Source organism: Bacteroidota bacterium (assembly GCA_016720935.1).
Lineage (GTDB): Bacteria > Bacteroidota > Bacteroidia > AKYH767-A > 2013-40CM-41-45 > JADKJP01.
This window is the reverse complement of sequence record JADKJP010000004.1, coordinates 472,574-492,559: the sequence shown is the minus strand read 5'-3', so window position 1 is coordinate 492,559 and position 19,986 is coordinate 472,574. Positions and strand designations below refer to the sequence as shown.

Sequence of the window (19,986 nt, the reverse complement as noted above, 5' to 3'; positions counted from 1 at the left end):
TGCTTTCTTACTGATCACGTGTTTGTTTAGAAAAAGCAAGCGGATTTGCTGTGGCTTCATCATACTCTTCACGTTTTTTCAGAATATCAATCGCGGTATAAATCGCGTCGCGCAGTGAATCTTCATTCGCCGTTCCTTTGCCGGCAATATCATAGGCTGTCCCGTGATCCGGAGAAGTACGAATGACCGGAAGTCCGGCTGTATAATTCACACCTGTAGAAAAACTGATCGTCTTGAACGGAACCAGTCCCTGATCGTGATACATCGCCAGTACCGCGTCAAATTTCCGGAAAGAACCGGAACCAAAAAATCCATCAGCAGAGTAGGGGCCATACACAAAGAGTCCTTCGTCAAAAGCTTTTTTCACTGCCGGTTGAATGATGTCTTTTTCTTCCACACCAATCAGTCCATTGTCTCCGGCATGTGGATTCAATCCCAACACGGCGATTCTTGGTTTACGAAAACCGAAATCACGTTTGAGGGATTTATTCATCAGTTGAAGTTTCTTCATGATTTTTTCAATCGACAAATGTGAAGCGACTTCTTTTACAGGAATGTGTCCGGATACAACCGCAACACGTAACGTTTCACTCACCAGAAACATCAGGTAATCCGGCGAATCAAATTTCGCGCTCAGATATTCTGTATGTCCCTGGAAATTGAAATCTTTATTCTGAATGGTGTGTTTGTTAATCGGCGCCGTAACAAGGACATCAATTTTTTTATCTCTCAAATCCTGTGTTGCCGCTTCAAGTGATTTGAATGCGTGCATTCCGGAAAGCTCCGTGGGTTTGCCCCATTCTACTGCGATCTCTTCTTCCCAGCAATTGACAACATTCGTCTTACGTAAAATAACTTCATTGCTGCTTTTTACAGTCTGGTATTGAAATTCGGTAAGGTTGAGAAGTTTTCGTTGAAGGGAAACCAGTTTGTTGCTAGCATAAATTACCGGAGTGCAAACCTGATGCATGCGGTTATCAAGAAAAGTTTTCATGACAACCTCCAGGCCGATGCCGTTTACATCGCCACAGGTTATCCCAACTTTAATTCGTCCTTCTTGTTCTGGATGACTCATAGGTTTGTTTTGAGTATGCAAAGTTAGCAGAATATTTGACGGGGACGATGGACGTTTATGCTCGTGGTAATAGTGAGAACATTCTTTGGAAAGGGACGAGGGACTGGGGACGAGGGACGTTTAGGCTCGTGGTTATATTGAGAACATTCTTTAGAAAGGGACGAGGGACTGGGGACGAGGGACGTTTATGAGCGTGGTAATATTGAGTAATTTCTTTCTCATAACAGTAGGGGGTGGAATGCGAAGAACAAGTGACATAAAATAAAACCGAATAACTTAGAAGTCTTCTACAGTTTCCGTCCCCAGTCCCTCGTCCCCCGTCCCTCTAAAGGTTTTTAAAAAACTCATACAAGAACCTCACCCCAACACCTGTTCCATTTTTGCCCCTGTAACTGCTGGGGGAGTGAACAAAGGAAGGACCTGCGATATCAAAATGCATCCAGGGGTAATCGGTATAACGCTGAAGGAATTTTCCTGCTGTGATGGCTCCGGCAATCGGACCACCAATATTTTTCATATCAGCAATGTCGCTGCGGATCAGATCATCGTATTCATCCCAGTATGGAAATTCAGCCAGACGTTCATACACAGCATTTCCGCTGTCACGTAACTTCGAACGCATTCTTTCTTCAGCAGTACCCATGCAAACGATTCCGTATGGTCCGACTGCAGCGGCCGCGGCACCGGTGAGTGTCGCGAAATCCATGACTAGTTCGGGTTTGTATTTTTTTGCAAAATGCAATGCATCGGCAAGGATCATTCTTCCTTCCGCATCAGTATTCAATACTTCAACAGTATGACCGCTCATCATCGTCACTACATCGCCGGGTGTGTATGCTTCGCCTCCGGGCCTGTTATCAGTGGCAGGAACCAATGCGATCACATGAACAGGCAATTTTGATTTCGCGATCGCGTAAAGTGCGCAACCAACAGCAGCGGCGCCGGCCATATCACTTTTCATGTAATCCATGGAGTTGGGAGTAGGCTTCAGGCTTAATCCACCTGTATCGTACACAACACCTTTACCAATGAGAATATATGGCTTTTTATTTTTCGCGTTACGGGGCTTGTATTCCATGATCGTGAACGTTGGAGGAGCGACACTTCCTTTGTTTACTGCCAGTAATCCACCCATTTTCAAGGCTTTGATCCTTGATTTTCCCAAAACCTGAACCTTGAATTTTGCTTCTTTTCCAAGTTTTACGAATTCGGAAGCCAATTGAGTAGCTGAAAGTCCGGACAGTGGTTCGTTCACAAGGGTTCTTGCCTTGCAAACCGCATCCACAACATATTGCAATTCCTGAGCATGATGATCACGAACCGCTCTGCTTTTGATCGCGATTTCATGCAATGAATTCTGCTCTTTTTTCTTCTCTTTTCTGTATTTCAGGAACTGGTAATTGCCAAGAGCCATTCCTTCAGCGACTGCCAGAGTCGTTGCGGAGTTTCCGGCGAGATCCTGGATCACCACACGGGATAATTTCTGTTTGTTAATACTTCCCAGAAAACTATCGCCAGCCTTGCGGCATGCTTCAAGCAAACGGGTTGAATCCTTCTTATAATCAGGCTGAAACAAAATCACCAGACGTTTGTACTGGTTGATGATGATGGTTTTACGTTCGGCTTTCAGCTCTTTTTTAACAAAATCAGCTTCTTCTTTCGATAAAATTCCGGAAGGGATATTTCCATTGTCATCCAGGAGTAAAATCAGGGAGTCCCCGGCTTTAACGGATGAAGTAGTCAGGATGGTAGTCTGCATTATAAATTGTATTTTTGAAGGGCGGAAATTAGTTAAAATATTTTTGGTAGGACTTACCTTTCAAAAATGAAGAATTGAATTCCATTATTTCACGTTTCCGTCCCTTTTTATGAACGCTGATAATTTGCTTCAACGGGCTCTTAATTTTGAATTCCTTGACAAAAAGGAAGGCCAGTATCTTTTTGAAAATGCTCCAACAGCGGAACTGATGGATGTGGCGAATGAGATGCGAAAGAAATTTCATTCGGATAACAAAGTTACCTGGATCATCGACAGAAATGTCAATACCACCAATGTTTGCATCGCGAATTGTAAGTTTTGCAACTTTTACCGGATTCCCGGCCATGCGGAGGCTTACATCACAACGATCGATCAGTACAAACAAAAGATTGATGAAACCTTTCGCTACGGAGGAGAACAACTGCTGCTTCAGGGAGGTCATCATCCGGATCTCGGATTAAAATTTTATGTTGATCTTTTCAAAGAACTGAAAAGACTTTATCCAAATCTGAAACTGCATTCACTCGGGCCACCGGAAATTGCACATATCACAAAACTGGAAGGTTCAACACATACAGAAGTGCTCAAAGCTTTAATGGATGCCGGACTTGATTCTTTACCTGGCGCCGGAGCGGAGATTCTCAATGACCGTGTCCGTCGTTTGATCAGCAAAGGGAAATGCACCGGACGCGAATGGCTGGATGTCATGCGTGCCGCGCATCAATTGAATCTGACCACTTCCGCGACCATGATGTTCGGACATATTGAAACCATCGAAGAACGTTTTGAACATCTTGTCTGGTTGCGTGAAGTACAAAGTGAAAAGCCTGCTAAGGCCAAAGGGTTCATCGCGTTTATTCCATGGCCTTTCCAGGATGAAGGAACATTGCTTCGTCGCATCAAAGGTGTACGCAACCAGGTGAGCGGTGAAGAATACATCCGGATGCTGGCACTTTGCCGGATCATGTTGCCGAATATTCAAAATATTCAGGCCAGCTGGTTGACGGTAGGAAAAGAAATCGCTCAATTGTGTTTGCACGGAGGAGCAAATGATTTTGGTTCCATCATGATTGAAGAGAATGTTGTTTCTGTTGCCGGGGCTCCGCATCGTTTTACTTCCAAAGGAATACAGGATGCAATTCGTGAAGCCGGTTTTACTCCACAATTACGTACTCAACAATACGAATATCGTGAGCTCCCTGAACTGATGGAGCAGCAGGTAATTAACTACTAATCCATTCTGAAACTGATGGTTTTGAAAAGATTTTTTTCTCTCTTTGTTCCGTTCTTCATTTTTTCATCTCTGACCTATGCAACGCACAACAGGGCAGGAGAGATGTATCTTACATATATTGGTCCTCCTCCGGCTTTGTATTATAAAGGAACCATCATCACCTATACAAAGACGAGTAGTTCCGCAGCCGATCGTCCGACATTAGATTCTGTGTATTGGGGAGATGGTTCTCCTCGCGCAGTATTTGTACGGATCCAAAAAATCGATTTGGGTAACGATATCTCCAAAAATATTTATGAAGGATATCACACCTATAGCGGAAACGGAACTTTCATTTTTCATTTCGAAGATCCGAACCGGAATGCTGATGTAATCAATATTCCGAACTCCGTAGAGGTTCCATTTTATGTGGAGACGGCATTAATCATCAATCCATTTCAGGGACAACCAAACAGTACTCCTGTTCTCACTTATCCTCCCATTGATCAGGGTTGCCTCAACAGAATTTTCATTCACAACCCAGGAGCATTTGATCCGGATGGAGATAGCCTGTCATACGAACTCACTGTTTGTCGTGGCGCTAATGGTGATCCGATTCCCGGATACACCTTTCCTACAGCATCCAATACATTCGATATAAATCCGGTCACAGGGGACCTTACATGGGATTCGCCTATTCAGGAAGGGGAATACAATGTCGCTTTCAGAATCAATGAATGGAGAAACGGTTCATTGATCGGATATGTCACCCGTGATATGCAGATTTTGATCGGAAGCTGTGCAAATCATCCGCCTGAGTTTTTTCCGATCGCGGATACTTGTGTAGTTGCCGGCGATACTTTGAATTTTGATGTAACTGCCTATGATCCCGATGGCAATTCAGTGATTCTTACAGCAAGTGGTGGCCCTTTTGTTGTTGCGAACCCTGCTACTTTCACTCCGGTTCAGTTGAATAATGACACAGTAATCTCTCATTTCAGCTGGCCTACCACTTGCGCGAATGTGCGTACACAACCTTACTATGCTCAGTTTAAAGCTCAGGACACAGATACAACACGACTTGTGAACCTGAAGAGTGTGATGATACGTGTCATCGGTTTGCCGCCTGTGAATCCAAGCGCTGTAGCGAATGGAAACATTGTAGACCTGACCTGGAGTCCTCCCGGTTGCATCGGAGCAACCGGGTACAGGATCTATCGAAGAACCGGAATGTACAATGGTACTATCGAATGTCCATGTGATAATGGAGCTCCGGCTTATGCTGGCTATTCTCTCATCGGAACAAATTCTTCGATCAACGATACCACCTTTAGCGATAATAATAACGGCGCGGGTTTGTCTACCGGTGTACAGTATTGTTATCTCGTGACTGCAGTTTATCCCGGCGGTTCGGAAAGTTGCGCGACACCTCAAACATGCGTTACCTTGAAGAAAGATCTTCCAGTTCTTACAAACGCGGATGTTCGCACAACGGATCTGCTCACCGGTTCGGTCTATGTTGCCTGGAGCAAACCGACAGATCTGGATACAATACAGGATCCTCCGCCTTATCAGTACAGATTGTATCATTCACAGGATGGGGTTTCATTCAACCAGGTTGCGATATTCAATGATCTGAACGATACCATTTATATTGATACACTCGTCAACACAGTGAATTTCCAGTGGACTTACAAAGTTGAATTGTATTACACCCAAAACAGTTCGCTTGTTCTAAAAGGAAGTTCAACAAAAGCAAGCAGTGTTTTCCTGTCACTAGCGCCAAGCGACAACCGCATGGTTCTTTCCTGGACTGAAAATGTTCCCTGGTTGAATGAGTATTATGAAGTGTATAAAAAAGATGTTGTTTCAGGGCTTTATAATTTGCTGGACACAACTTCGCTGCAGACATATACGGACACCGGTCTTGTCAACGGAAATACCTATTGTTATTACATCCGCAGTATAGGCTTGTATTCATTCCCCGGATATGTTGACCCGATTTTGAATCGTTCGCAGCGTGTTTGTGGAAGTCCGCTGGACAATGTCAATCCATGCAATCCAAACCTTACAGTTCAATCATTCTGTAGCGACAACCTGAACAGGCTGGAGTGGACCAATCCGAATCTTAGCTGTGCGGATGATGTTTTGAAATATTACATCTATTATGCGCCATCACAAAGCTCCGCTTTTGAGCGAATTGATTCGATTGTAGTGCCAACAGATACTATTTACCTGCATAAAAATCTGAGTATCCTTGCGGGCTGTTATAAAGTCACCGCCGTTGATTCCGTTGGAAATGAAAGTCTGAATCCATTAGCTGTTTGTGTGGATACTTGCCGGCAATATGTTTTGCCATCTGTATTTACTCCGAACAACGACAACAACAACGATCTTTTTCATCCTTGTGATTCAACAACATCTTCGGAATTGCAGGCAAAAAATTGTCCGCCTTACAAGAATGTAAAGGATGTTGAAATGAAAATTTACAATCGTTGGGGAACACTTGTTTTTGAAACGAATGATAAAGACATCAATTGGGACGGAAAGAGCAAGGATGCTAAGACGGATTGTCCGGAAGGTGTGTACTACTACACTTGTCGTGTGAATTTTTACCGTGTGAGTGGAGTGGAATCCATTCAGCTCAACGGCTATATACACCTTATCCGTGGTAATTAATTTATCCGAATTGCAGCGCTCTTTAGATTCTGCACGAAATAAAATCTGCTAAATGTTTACAGGAATTATTGAAGAATTGGGGACTGTCAGTGAAGTTCGTAAAGAAAACAGCAACCTGATTCTTACGATTACCACGGCTTTTACTCCTGGATTGAAAGTAGATCAAAGTGTTGCTCACAATGGAGTGTGTCTCACAGTTGTTGAAATCAAAGGAAATGAATATAAAGTCACGGCCATTGATGAAACATTGAAACGAACCAATCTCGGATCTTTAAAGTCCGGTGATAAAATCAATCTCGAACGATGCATGAAACTGGGTGACCGTTTGGATGGACACATCGTACAGGGTCATGTGGATACTGTCGCGGAGGTTACTCGAATCGAAGAACAGAATGGAAGCTGGCTTTTTTATTTCAAATACCCGTACAGCTCGGAGAATGTCACAGTGGAAAAAGGTTCCGTTTGTGTAAACGGAGTTTCGCTGACCGTTGTTGAATCAAAAGACCATTCATTTTCTGTAGCCATCATCCCTTTCACCTGGGAGCACACGAATTTTCATACTCTGAAAACAGGTGATTTTGTAAATATTGAATTTGATGTGATCGGGAAATATGTGGCAAGACTGATGCCAGTAAAAAACTGAGTATTTTCTATTTCAGATTTTCAGATTCTTGCTGAATCAAAAACGAAATCCGATTCCTATCATTCCATCTACAATTGATCCGGGGCCAATGAAATAATAGTCATCATAAGATTCCGGAACATTGCTCATGCTCAGATTCGCTTTTGTTTCTATGCCTTTTACGCCGAGAGCAAGATCAAGAATGCCTCGTTTATTATGTCCAAACAAAGCCTGAAATCCACCACCAAAACCGGCTCCATAACATGGGTAATATTTTTCTTTTTTATCCGGCATGCCTTTGCTTTGTCCGTAGAATGCATTCACATACAAGTAAAACCCTTTTGAGTTATTTTCTCTGAAAAAGAATTTTGCAAAAGGCAAAACCTGATAGCCGGGATACACTCTTGAGAAAAAGTATTTGACATCTGTGCCTACCACAAATCTGGATTTAATTTGTGCCTGAATCCTTACTTTGACTTTCGCGTAATTTCCTGTTACCAGTGCACTGGGAGAGGTGAGGATCGCGATCCGGTGCTGAGTAGTGTCTTGGGCAATTGAATGCTTTTCAGACAGAATTAAAAAACAAAAAGTGCAAATTACTAGCCTCAGCAAATACATTGAAATTGTATTTAGTTTAAATGAAAGAATTGAAACAAGGTTGGTCTGAAGTGCTAATCTAGCGATTAATCAAATCAAAAATAACAGGAAACTTCAATTTATTGATTTCTTATTTCAATTTAATTGCCTTAAATCCGATTCTCCTCCTGTTATCACGGAGTTTTGCTGCTTTTTTTTCACTCAGAAGATATTCGAGTACATGTTCGATTGAATTGAATTTAAAATCAAATTTTTTCTCCAGCTGAAGAACCAACTTTCGCAACTCCATATGCTCCATTGCCATTTCCCTCAATGCTATGAATGAACGGATTATTGCAATGTTCATCCTGATGGCGATCTTGCTTCGTAGTACTGATGCGGCCATTATAACTCCGTATTCTGTAAAAACTCTTGGAGTAAATTTTTTATGTTTTCCACGACCGGTTTCTAAGGTCACAATTTGTGACCTTAGAGAAGTCCATTCCTCTTCAGTAAGAGTAAACATAAATTCTTCGGGAAACCTGCTCAGATTTCTTTTGACTGCCTGATTCAGTTCTTTTGTCTGAACTTTGTAGAGCTCTGCCAGATCAGAGTCTGGCATTACCTTCTTACCACGGACTTCGAAAATCTTGCCACGGATGACGGCATCTATTGATGTTTTCATTTTGCAAAGATGATTGCAAAATTGATTGTGTACATCCAAAAGAAGCAGGATATTTTATGCCACTTTGAAAAATGATTTGAAGAAAAATACCAGTAAAATTAAAAAACCTTCTTAGCTATCCTGCAAGTAATCTCCGCATTTCCCATTGTATAGTAATGCAAACACGGAACGCCTGCTTTCATTAGTTCCTTGCTCTGTTGGATGCAAAACTCAATACCAACTTCTTTTACTTCCTTATCTGTTTTGCATTTTTCTATTTCGTCAATTAATGAATCGGGAAGATCCACATGAAAAACCTTTGGCAGGGAAGTGCATTGTTTTTTGGTGGTGATTGGTTTCAGTCCGGGAATAATGGGAACATTGATCCCGGCCTCTCTGCATTTTTCGATAAACTCAAAATATTTGGAGTTGTCAAAAAACATTTGCGTTACGATGTATTCCGCTCCTGCATCAATTTTCGCTTTGAGGTATTTCAAATCGGTACGCAGATTTGGAGCTTCGAAATGTTTCTCAGGATAACCGGCGACACCGATACAGAAATTGGAAGAAGCTACATCCTTTAATTCTTCGTCGAGATAAATGCCTTTGTTCATGTTCACCACCTGCATCACAAGATCGAGTGCGTATTTGTGACCAAAAGGATGAGGTTCGAATACAGGCTCTGATTTGATCGCGTCACCACGAAGCAACAATACATTGTCGATTCCCAAAAAACTCAGATCGATGAGCGCGTTTTCTGTTTCTTCTCTTGAGAAACCTCCGCAAATGATATGTGGTACTGTATCTACTTTGTAGTGATTGATAATGGCGGCACAGATCCCGACCGTTCCCGGCCTTTTTCTCATGGAAATTTTTTCAAGCAAACCGTTGCTGTGCTTTTTGTACACGTATTCTTCGCGGTGATAAGTAACATCCACAAAGCTGGGTTTGAAATCCATGATCGGATCCAGGATATCGTAAATGCTCTGAATACTTTTCCCTTTTAATGGAGGGAGTATTTCTACGGAGAATAAAGTCTTGCCTTTTGCACGATTCAGATGCTCGATAACTTTCATAAAGCAGGGTGATGAATATTATTTTCGGAAAATTGATAATGTACCACGATGTTCTGTTGCTTTTGAATCGGCAACTTTCAGGATGTAATAGTAAGTTCCATCTTTCACATCGCCGCCGTTCCAGTCGTTTTGATAATTGTTGCTTTTGTAAACTTCCTTGCCCCAGCGATCATAAACAAGCAGACTACTATTTGGATACTGTTCCAGATTCCGGACCACAAATATATCGTTTCGTTTGTCATCATTTGGTGTAAAAACATTTGGAACAACAACCTCGGTGTTTACGATCCGGAATTCACACCAGTTTGAAAGCGAAATAAGTTCAGGATTGCCATTGTTGGATGTGCGGACACGTACATGATAAAGCCCGTTTTGCGTGGGTTTTGTGTAATGAAAAGTAGTGCCGGTTGTTGATGATCCGGAAACAATAAAGGTGTTTCCAAGACTGTCAATTTGCACAATTTCATAAACGGGAGCATTCCAGCCAATGTAGGAAGTCCAGCTTAGATCCATTGAAAGTGAATCAGCTGACGGGCTGCATTGAAGGAAAATGCTTTGTATTGAATCGGACAAGGGTGTAGTATATCCATTGTTCAGCGAGGCTTTCACAGCATAACTGTAGGGCTGTAATTCTACGTTTGCGGTATTGTCGGTGTATACTGTATCAGTCAGTGTATTGATGGTGCCAAGAGTTGTGTAGGGTCCGCTGAGAAGGTCGCTACGGTATAGCTGATAGTTGACGAAGTTGCTGCCACTCACACCGGCCGGTATCAACCAGGTGATGACCATAGCATCATTTGTATTATTGACACTGACATTCAGCAAGTCCATAATCCCGCTGAAACAATCATTCACAGAAAATGAAAGTGTGTCGTTTTCTGTCATGTCATTTCCGCATCTGTTCAGAAGTACATCCAGATCATTTCCCCGTTTTGTCCATAATGAATAGACACCATTTTGATTGAGTGGATTCACAAGAGTCACCTGAATGTTGTCAGTGTATCCACCCGAACAGCCAATTGCCGCAGCGGAGGCAATAGGCAATGGTGTGTTATTGGGCCCCAGTAAACGGAACTCAGATCCATCAACAGAGAGTGATGTGCACTGCACCGGTTGATCCAGGTGAATATCAAGCAGAGTATTTGTACAAAGTGTTGCTCCGATAGAAGATTGTTCTAATTCAGGAACAATGTTGCATAAAGCCTGCACATTGATTTGCATATCCCGCATGACTGATCCGATCAGCGTACCATTTCGGTATTCATCGATACGAATCACTACAACTCCTACCTGTAATTGATCCGGACTGAAACTTAAAATACCACCGGGATTTCCAATACTTGTACCTGAAGTTGTCGACAAGGGATTTGAAGCGGACAAGCTTCCTGCATAACTAAGATCCACTACAGGATTACCGGAACCCAGGGATCCCCGGGCAGGGATTAATGAATAAGCCAGAGAATCGGCATCTGCATCAAAAGCCTGTTCGTTATAGTTTACAACCTGGTTCAAACAAGTTAATGCTACCGGGCCGTTTCCAAAGGTTGGTGAGGTGTTTGAAGGATAATTCAGGTTGTCGAGAGAGGCTTCGAGATAAATGGAATACAAATTAGCCGAATTCACAGTGGTGATAATTCCATTTCTGTTGATGAGCTCACAGCCCAGAACCCAGTCGTTACAGGCTTGAGGTAAGGTAAATGTTCCTTCGTACACATATTTCCTGATTCCATAAGCGGAACCTCCGTTGCAGGTAGTAGCGCCGCAGTCGGGATAGTCGCCTGTTGGCACCTCGATTCCACCTCCGCTCAGCAGTGGTATTGTGGATATCCCATTTGCAGCGCAGGAAACAGATGTGTATTGGATGTCGAGAGTAGTGTAAATCTGCTGACCGGTTGCAGCGCAATCTGAATACAGATTTACAGTCACTTTTACCTGGTTACCCGGTATACAAGCATAACTAATATCCGCCGCGGCTGCATGGCTTGCCTGTGTGTCCTGAGAAGAAACAATGAAAATCAGGGCAAGCAACAAGGCTTTGCAGATAATGAAATGAGTAGCTTTTCTATTCAAAGAGGTTTGTGATCAGAGGAGAACGTGATGCTCACAAATATACATTTGCCTCTCATTTAATTTTGAAATTTTTCAAAAATCAAACAATCAATAATCAACACCAAAAAATCAACAATCTAAAATCTAGAATCTACAATCATTCGCGCTCAGGCCCTTATTATTCCTTCCATATCAGCTGCCCTAACCTTCAAACCACAGGCCTGTTTCTTCCCTGAAAAAAGCGTACCTTCGCGGCAGTGGATTTCCTGAAAAGACATGGAATGCCGGCTAAAATCTCCTTTTAAGCTCATAGTCTTTTTGGTAATTAGTTTTAAATCAGCCTCTTACTTATTATATTGAAGTGAAGAACATTAGAAATTTCTGTATTATCGCCCATATTGATCACGGGAAAAGCACCCTTGCGGATCGTTTGCTTGAATTTACCAAAACGATCACTTCCCGGCAGGCACAGGATCAGGTATTGGATGATATGGATCTGGAGCGTGAGCGTGGGATTACCATCAAGAGTCACGCGATTCAAATGAAATACTCTTTTAAGGGCGAAGATTTCATTCTTAATCTGATTGACACTCCCGGTCACGTAGACTTTTCATACGAAGTTTCCCGTTCTATTGCCGCTTGCGAAGGAGCACTGTTGATTGTAGATGCTGCTCAGGGTATTCAGGCGCAAACCATTTCCAATCTGTATCTGGCGATGGAGCATGATTTGACGATCATTCCTATTCTTAATAAAATTGACTTACCGAGTGCGGAACCGGAAATGGTAAAAGATCAAATTGTTGATCTGGTTGGCTGTGAACGTGACGCGATTATTCCTGCCAGTGCAAAAACCGGTCTGGGTATCGAAGCTATTCTTGAAGCCATCATCACCAGAATTCCTGCTCCTAAAGGGAATCCGGATGCTCCTTTGAAAGCACTTATTTTTGATTCAGTATTTAATTCCTTCCGCGGAATCATTGCATATTTCCGGGTGTTTGATGGTGAAATCCGCAAAGGCGACCGTGTTCAGTTTGTCGCAACAGGGAATCACTATGTTGCCGATGAAATCGGAATTCTCAAGCTAGAAAAAGAAACCCGACCGGTTGTAAAAGCCGGTGATGTGGGATATATCATCTCAGGGATCAAAGAAGCACGTGAAGTAAAAGTTGGTGATACGATTACCCATCTGGACAAACCCTGTGCTGAAGCCATCAAAGGTTTTGAGGATGTAAAGCCCATGGTTTTTGCCGGTATCTACCCTGTTGACACCGATGAGTACGAAGAACTTCGTAATTCCATGGAGAAGCTCCAGCTCAATGATGCTTCCCTTGTGTTTCAGCCGGAAAGTTCCGCAGCCCTTGGATTTGGTTTCCGTTGCGGCTTCCTTGGAATGCTACACATGGAAATTATCCAGGAACGACTGGAGCGTGAATTCAACATGACCGTAATTACAACGGTTCCTAACGTTAGTTATACTGCTTACCTCACCAATGGTGAAGTAACTGAGATTCACAATCCGAGTGAGATGCCGGATCCGAATTTTCTTTTGAAAATTGAAGAGCCGTATATCAAAGCGCAGATCATCACCAAAGCTGAATTCATTGGCCCGATCATGACTTTGTGTATTGGTAAAAGAGGGAATATTGTGAACCAGCATTACCTCACCACCGATCGGGTGGAATTGCAATTCAACATGCCACTTGCCGAAATTGTCTTTGATTTTTATGATAAGCTGAAATCCATTTCCAAGGGTTACGCTTCATTTGACTACCATCCGATCGGTTATCATGAAAGTGACCTGGTAAAGCTGGATATCCGTCTCAATGGAGAACCGGTTGATGCTTTGTCGGCTCTTGTTCACCGCAGTCACTCGTTCGAATTTGGAAAGAAAATGTGTGAAAAGCTGAAAGAGCTCATTACCCGTCAGCAATTCGAAATCATCATACAGGCAAGTATCGGTTCCAAGATCATCGCCCGTGAAACGGTAAAAGCGCTTCGTAAGGACGTTACCGCTAAATGTTATGGTGGTGACATCTCCCGTAAACGTAAACTTCTCGAGAAGCAGAAAGAAGGAAAGAAACGTATGCGTCAGGTAGGTAATGTGGAAATTCCGCAGCAAGCCTTTATGGCCGTTCTGAAGCTGGATTGAAAATTCAATCCCTGTGTTTCAATTGTCTTTCCTTTTTTGCGAGATGCTCTTTCTTTTTTAGTCTTGTGACTTTGGAATAAGGATATGGTAATCTACCAGAACCCTGATAAATTCTTCATCCACATCCAGTTTTTTCTCTTTTAATAGGGACCGAAGCACGTCCTTTGTAGATCTGCCATCGAACCCGCTTAAGATTTCAAAAATGGACGGAGGCAAAGAAATCGGATTGTATTCGCTGTATGTTTCTATCAGTACTTCCTCATCGGTAATTTGAGATATTTTCACCTGAGCTGACTCCAGAAAATCCGGTAGTTCGGTTGTCTTTAGGCGTAGGAATGCTTCTTTTACCAATGGGACCATCAACGATACCTCCGGGCCACACAAGTCCATTACATCTTTCCACTTCAATTTATTTACATATTCTGCACATTTGATATAGAATTCAATTTCTCTGTCTGCGTAATTGCCCCAAAGCTGACGGTACTTCATTTCATCTGTTTTATTGTCAAGCTCTGATGTTACAAGGTATCGGGCAGGATTGTCGGGGCCTTTTGATTCTTTGAGTGCCAACAATTCAAAGATTGCCGAATTGTCCATTTTCAGCTCCTTCAGACAAACATAAGCCAGATTGTATTCAATGGTATTGAGTAATCTCTTCACGGCTTCCCAGAACCTTGCACCCTCATTTCCCCGTTCATGTTTACAAAACCATGTGGAGCAAACAGAATTCCTGTGTTTCCAGATTCCGCACAAATCTCCTTCTTCTATATAGTAAGGGCAACGCAGATGGAAACTGGTTCCAAATGCACGGTTACTGTTGTCGTATATGAGGCTATATAATTTACCGGAACCCAGTCCTAATGGTGTTGCATGGAGTTTCTCGTCGAGTCGTTTGATTAGCTTATCCCTGCCAGGAACATTTTTCAGATCCTTTTCCATAAGTATTCTACCGATCAGGAAATTTGGCAGTTCCGGGACATAGGAGCAGCATCTGACTTTTGGGTCGAAATATTGCCCGGTTAAATCTGTGGTGTCATTGGCTTTCCTGCACATGGCACAATCATTACAGGTTGCCAGACTCTCAGCCGGGATATCGTCCCGGATTATTTCATAAACCCATTTGGAATAATTTAAGGGTAAAGAACTTTCATTAAAGGATTCTGCTGAATTTGACATATGTTTTTGAAGCGATTAAAAAGGGTAAAAAACTGTTCAATTTGTCTTGGCTATTTCAACCCATAGTTTCTGTAATCATACCACTTGTCCTAAAAAAGAAGATGAATATACAATTCCCTTTTGCTTTTCATTTCAAGAAATGTACATTTATCTTTATTTTAGAATAACTCATTCAGGAAGTTTTAGTCGTGTACAATTTATATCCCGATTGTCCTTCAAATGAATGAATATGTAGTGCAGATTATAGTGACCTGATATCCTTTGTTCAATATACAAGATACAATATTATTTTAGGGAGAAAGCTGAAAATCCCAATTTCTAAAGAGTAGGCACCACAGTTTTAAACTTTAATACCATGGCTTCTAAAAAGGTAACCGCTAAAAGCGCAAAGCCGATCAAGGGTGGTACTAAACTTTCCAAATCACAGGCACAATCTGTTGTAGGTGGAAAGAAAGCACTCAAGAAATAAAGGGAACGGAACTTACCCGGCTTGACGGGTTAACCTGACTTTACCAACCCCTGCAGACACATGTCTGCAGGGGTTTTCACTTTTAGGGTAACCTAAACGCTTCCCACGGAGTAAAATCGTCCGGTATCTATCGAAGATGGTCGGCATAGGTTCAGGATAACCGGTGATCATATTGGAAACATTTCAAATAGTATTGGAACTCTATATAATATTTTGCATATTTACTTATCGGAGCAGTACTGGGACGCTTTTCAGGGGGTTGGAGTTACTGCTAGGAAGGCTTACATCGTGAAGAGCAGGGCAGGGATAAGTCGTCAAATAAGTTGGTATTTCTGCCACTTATCCAAAATATCCGCCGACAGTACATTCTGGGTGGCTTTCCGGTCGGGTCTGATAGTATCTTAGAGTCATCATTCACAGAAAGAATCAGAAAGCCGGAACAAAAAGAATTCAATAATCAAGAAAGAAACAAACAGTTCTAAAGATAATAAGAGGAGCAAGCCGAAAATCCTCCCCCACCAAAACCAGGGATCAAAAGAGTAAGCACAACCTAATAACACAAAAAACAATGAAAACTTCAAAAAACCCAAAAAGCGTTACTGGTAAAAAACTTACCAAAGCTGAAGCAAAAGCAATCGTTGGTGGCAGAACCGTAAAAGGAAATGTTTCCAAGAGCAAACTTCAATCAAGCACTGGTATTTCTTAATCAGGTTCACCGGAATTGATCCGGCAGTTTAAAACTTTAATTATTATTCAAACCAATCAAAAAACCCAACATTATGTCAACTTCAAAAAAATCAAAAAGCGTAACTGGTAAAAAGTTATCAAAAAGCGAATCAAAAGCTATCGTTGGCGGAAGATCATTGAAAGATGTTAAATCCGGTAACGCTAAAGTTAAACTTCAGTCACGCACTGGTATCGCTTAATCATTTTTCGGGAACAAATATCCCCATGTTCCCCTTATGAATGGGATAAAATTCTTGATCCCTGGTTTGAAGCCAATATAACATTTGTGTTCTTGTGCTTCATTTATGATTAGAATTTGAAATGAGAGACCTGTAGTCTCTCATTTCGTTTTTTAAGACCTTTTGTTTTCCTCTTTCCTTATACTTATTTTTCAAAAGTGTACATTTTTATTTTTCTTCTATAAGGTGTTCTGTAAGATCATCCAGGATAAACAATCCAATTAGAAATACTATGCTCGTTTTCCTGAACTCTGTGAATTCAAATTTGATTCAGGCTCGTTGATATTGACTACAATAAGCGGATCAATTTTTTTTAATCAGGATTTTTCATTGTTATCCACATTCTCGTCATGTTGTTTATGGTATTCTTAATGCAACACTTTTCTGCGAATTCGCAGTTAGGTATATGTAATGTTATATTCAAGGCTTAAAATTTCTTATTAAAATGAATTAGCTGATACATGTCAAGTGTATTACTGACATCAATCATGTCTGATTAGCCCCTAAAAAATGAACATTTGTAAACAATTATTCGTTATAAATTTTAACAATTAAATATACCAATTATGAAAAAGATGAACATATACCGAATCCTTTCAGCAACATTGTTGACTGCGTTGGTGTTTTCCCTTACTTATTGCAAAAAGGAAACCGAAACCGAAATTAAAACCGTAACTGTGACTGTTCATGATACAGTTTCAGGTAAAGCTATTACAGGTGCTGTAACTTATCCTGACTATACTGGCGCTTATGTTGCTGCCAAAGGTGCTGTGATTAATCTCTATGTAGGTTCTTCCGCATCCGGTAGTCTTGCTGCTACAACTTTTGCTGATGCAAGTGGTAATTATACATTGCCATATTTATTGCCGGGATCTTATTTCCTGACAGCTAAATACAATACTGATAACACAAATTACAGATATGTAAATGGTGTTAATTTTGTTACCGATCCCGGTTATGCCATTACTCTTGGTACATCTGATTTTACTCAGGATGTTGAATTGGTAAATATGGCAGCTGTTGGAACTCTTAAAATCGCAATGGATACTATAAATGCAAACACCAGCTATCGTAAAGTAGATTGGGAAATTCACAGTAAACTTGATTTCGCATTCCCGGATCATACAGGAGGTGCAATACTTCCAGGTGGATTCAATGTATTCGAGGTTACAACCTTTGTATTCAATGAAGCAGATCCAACTGCAATCGAAATTGAAGGATACGTACTTCTTTCATCCGTGAATACATTTGAACCGGTTCGTGATGCGCTTGCAGGTGGTTGTGTTCGTAAAACATTAAATGTTGATACAATCGACGCATTGACAGCTCTTCCCGAAACAGATACAGCAACTTTCCGCAGTGTTTCTGTTGAGAAATACGGTGATGGCTACCTTTGCCATGGCATTTTGAAATCATTCTACAAACACCCAACAGGCGGTATCTATCCTGCTGACACAACTCTTGGTTATACTGGCCCATTCAATACTATGATAGAAAAACCTGTGGATATGTACTTCGTGTATGAAGGCAAAACAAAATGGACTTCAGGTGCAAACTACAACTGGGCATTCATTTTCGAAGGTCAATTCAAATTCAATCCAAAAGCGGATTATTATATTAGTTCTTCACACATTGGCGCAGGTGACGTAACTGTAAATTGCCATGTACAGATGAAAGGAGCAACCAACACTGAATATTAAACTGTGTTCATCCGGTTGTGATCTTCAGATAGATTGATCTTTAACCACTGTTCATGTACATTTGACATCCCGGTAAAATTTTACCGGGATGTTGTTTTTTATCCGGAATGAGGTATCTTTAAATATGAAGAAATTGAATTTTGTACTTTCTTGCCTGGGCGTATTCCTGATAGTCTGTTTCAGTGGCTGTCGTTCCGCAGGGGATAAAAAAGCGGAATACGGGGAAGGTACTGTCGTTTATAAAATTACCTACCCGGATAGCATGAATTACGGAATGAAGTCGGCCTTTTTTCCTAAAGAAATTGTACTCATTTTTAAAAAGGAAAAAGCTGCCTTTATCGCTTCCGGAGGAATGGGGATGATACAAATGGTGAATCTCCTGGATCATCAAAACAAAAAATATGTGAGCCTGTTAATTGATCAACTCAGAGCAAATTTCGGTTGTAAATTAACACCGGAAGAAATTGCTTCGAATGAAAATTCGGAAAAACTGGATTTTTCTGAAACAAAGGATACCAAGATAATTGCCGGAATCACATGCAACAAAGCGATCGCGAAAAACGTGGACACAGGAACACAAACGGAAATTTATTACGATAAGAATATTAAATTCTCTTATGGGAACTCGCCTTTTCATGCAATGGACTTTCTGTTTCTGGAGTACACGCATACGATCAATCACTTAACAATGAAACTGGAGGCTACAAGCGTGGATCTTACAACTCCGGTTGATACCGGCCTTTTCCAGATTCGCGGCGATTATATTTGGGTTAGCCAGCAGCAATTATTTGATCGGCTCAATCAACTGTAAATGTCAGAATGTTTTTGAAAATACCTGAAATGTTAAATTGCTAAAAATGAAATACCGGATCATTAGATTATCAAAACCTGTATTCATTGCCTTGTTTGCAGTCTTGGCGACGTTATTGTTTTTCGCCTGCTCCGGTGTGAATCCGGAGAATGATCCGGAGAAAAAAGAAAGGGAACTTATTCGCTCAAAACAAATTCTGAGCATCACAGAATGGAAAGCAGTTTTTTTTGCAGGGGTGAAACAAAAAGAGTTTCCTGTTCACATTAGAAAATTTGATAAAACAGGTCTGTTGAAAAATGAAGTTCTATTCACACATGATAGTATCCCGGATTGTTTTGTAAAATACTGGTACAATGCAGCCGGCAACATGGATTCTTGCATCGCCTTGAATGCGGATAGCAGTCTGCTTTATCGTGTTGTTATTCTTTATAACGAAAAAGGTGAACGCAGGGATTATTATTTCTATCTTCCTGATGGGACATACAAATACCGAAATGTTTCGGCTTATGACGACAAGGGGAAACTGAAAGAACTTTCCTGGTATTGGCCCGAAGGGTTTAAAGCAAAAAATGTATTTGAGTATAAACAGGGTCGTTTGATTAAAGATTCTGAGTTCGGACCGGGAGGAGAGTTTCGTTATCGTTGGGAATATAATTATGATACTGCAGGGAATAAAATTTCATCCGTACAGACTTATCCTGATGAGAAAGTACATTCAAGCATTCAGTATACTTATAATGCTTCCGGACAACTTATTGAGGAAATACACATGAATGGCACTGAATTTCAAAGTCGGACAATCTACCAGTATGATACAAAAGGGCTGATGTCGGCAAAGCAAGATCTGTCGGCCTCGGACAGAATAATTTCAGCTTCCAGATTTGAATATCAGAAATAGCTTGATTTCGGGGAATTTTGATTGACAGAATGGTTTTATTTGCATTTTGGGCCAAATTCAACGTTTTGTTGCGAAAATGCTCCTCATTAAGGCCTTTTTTACCAC

At 41.3% G+C, this 19,986-nt stretch carries 16 protein-coding genes; 9 read left to right on the top strand and 7 right to left on the bottom strand.

All coding sequences use genetic code 11. The features are described from left to right. Nucleotides 1–7 precede the first annotated feature (7 nt). Together pdxA and IPP86_06100 are read right to left on the bottom strand one after the other, a co-directional pair. On the bottom strand, nt 8–1,075 hold the full coding sequence (pdxA, locus tag IPP86_06105) for a 4-hydroxythreonine-4-phosphate dehydrogenase PdxA (GenBank protein MBL0138090.1): 1,068 nt from the start codon (nt 1,073–1,075) through the stop codon (nt 8–10). Between the two features lie 325 nt (nt 1,076–1,400). After that, nucleotides 1,401–2,834 (bottom strand): leucyl aminopeptidase, encoded by a 1,434-nt coding sequence (locus IPP86_06100; GenBank protein MBL0138089.1) that lies wholly within the window; start codon nt 2,832–2,834, stop codon nt 1,401–1,403. 109 nt (nt 2,835–2,943) lie between these two features. Here IPP86_06100 and mqnC point away from each other — a divergent pair, with 109 nt between their 5' ends. Genes mqnC through IPP86_06085 form a run of 3 tightly spaced genes read left to right on the top strand, consistent with a single transcriptional unit; the run spans nt 2,944 to nt 7,369 of the window. Further along, nucleotides 2,944–4,068, top strand: coding sequence for a dehypoxanthine futalosine cyclase (gene mqnC / locus IPP86_06095; protein ID MBL0138088.1), 1,125 nt, complete (start codon nt 2,944–2,946; stop codon nt 4,066–4,068). A gap of 21 nt (nt 4,069–4,089) precedes the next feature. Then, on the top strand, nt 4,090–6,726 hold the full coding sequence (locus tag IPP86_06090; protein MBL0138087.1) for a gliding motility-associated C-terminal domain-containing protein: 2,637 nt from the start codon (nt 4,090–4,092) through the stop codon (nt 6,724–6,726). Between the two features lie 52 nt (nt 6,727–6,778). Continuing rightward, nucleotides 6,779–7,369: a riboflavin synthase gene (locus IPP86_06085; protein MBL0138086.1), complete on the top strand. Its 591-nt coding sequence runs from the start codon at nt 6,779–6,781 to the stop codon at nt 7,367–7,369. Nucleotides 7,370–7,405: 36 nt separating this feature from the next. On the opposite strand, the gene IPP86_06080 is transcribed toward IPP86_06085, so the two are convergent. From IPP86_06080 to IPP86_06065, 4 genes are all read right to left on the bottom strand, one after another. Further along, a complete protein-coding gene (locus IPP86_06080) occupies nt 7,406–7,960 on the bottom strand; it encodes a hypothetical protein (GenBank protein ID MBL0138085.1) in 555 nt (184 codons plus the stop codon). Between the two features lie 115 nt (nt 7,961–8,075). Continuing rightward, entirely contained in the window at nt 8,076–8,597 is a 522-nt protein-coding gene (locus IPP86_06075; GenBank protein MBL0138084.1) for an ORF6N domain-containing protein, read from the bottom strand. Between the two features lie 110 nt (nt 8,598–8,707). After that, nucleotides 8,708–9,664, bottom strand: coding sequence for a methylenetetrahydrofolate reductase [NAD(P)H] (gene metF / locus IPP86_06070; protein ID MBL0138083.1), 957 nt, complete (start codon nt 9,662–9,664; stop codon nt 8,708–8,710). Between the two features lie 18 nt (nt 9,665–9,682). Next, a complete protein-coding gene (locus IPP86_06065) occupies nt 9,683–11,734 on the bottom strand; it encodes a gliding motility-associated C-terminal domain-containing protein (protein MBL0138082.1) in 2,052 nt (683 codons plus the stop codon). A gap of 340 nt (nt 11,735–12,074) precedes the next feature. Here IPP86_06065 and lepA point away from each other — a divergent pair, with 340 nt between their 5' ends. Continuing rightward, complete coding sequence (gene lepA / locus IPP86_06060) at nt 12,075–13,862, top strand: elongation factor 4 (protein MBL0138081.1); 1,788 nt, start codon at nt 12,075–12,077, stop codon at nt 13,860–13,862. 57 nt (nt 13,863–13,919) lie between these two features. Here lepA and IPP86_06055 read toward each other — a convergent pair whose 3' ends face one another. Further along, entirely contained in the window at nt 13,920–15,038 is a 1,119-nt protein-coding gene (locus tag IPP86_06055; GenBank protein ID MBL0138080.1) for a hypothetical protein, read from the bottom strand. 1,037 nt (nt 15,039–16,075) lie between these two features. Between IPP86_06055 and IPP86_06050 the strand changes: the two genes are divergently transcribed. The 5 genes from IPP86_06050 to IPP86_06030 all read left to right on the top strand — a co-directional run bounded on the left by IPP86_06050 (nt 16,076) and on the right by IPP86_06030 (nt 19,881). After that, nucleotides 16,076–16,213, top strand: a complete 138-nt coding sequence (locus IPP86_06050; GenBank protein MBL0138079.1) for a hypothetical protein — start codon at nt 16,076–16,078, stop codon at nt 16,211–16,213. A gap of 73 nt (nt 16,214–16,286) precedes the next feature. After that, nucleotides 16,287–16,433 (top strand): hypothetical protein, encoded by a 147-nt coding sequence (locus IPP86_06045; protein ID MBL0138078.1) that lies wholly within the window; start codon nt 16,287–16,289, stop codon nt 16,431–16,433. A gap of 614 nt (nt 16,434–17,047) precedes the next feature. Beyond that, the gene (locus tag IPP86_06040) at nt 17,048–18,172 is read left to right on the top strand and encodes a hypothetical protein (protein ID MBL0138077.1); all 1,125 of its coding nucleotides are present in this window, start codon (nt 17,048–17,050) and stop codon (nt 18,170–18,172) included. A 124-nt stretch (nt 18,173–18,296) separates the two neighbouring features. Further along, entirely contained in the window at nt 18,297–18,983 is a 687-nt protein-coding gene (locus IPP86_06035; GenBank protein MBL0138076.1) for a hypothetical protein, read from the top strand. 46 nt (nt 18,984–19,029) lie between these two features. After that, entirely contained in the window at nt 19,030–19,881 is an 852-nt protein-coding gene (locus IPP86_06030) for a hypothetical protein (GenBank protein ID MBL0138075.1), read from the top strand. Nucleotides 19,882–19,986: the final 105 nt, after the last annotated feature.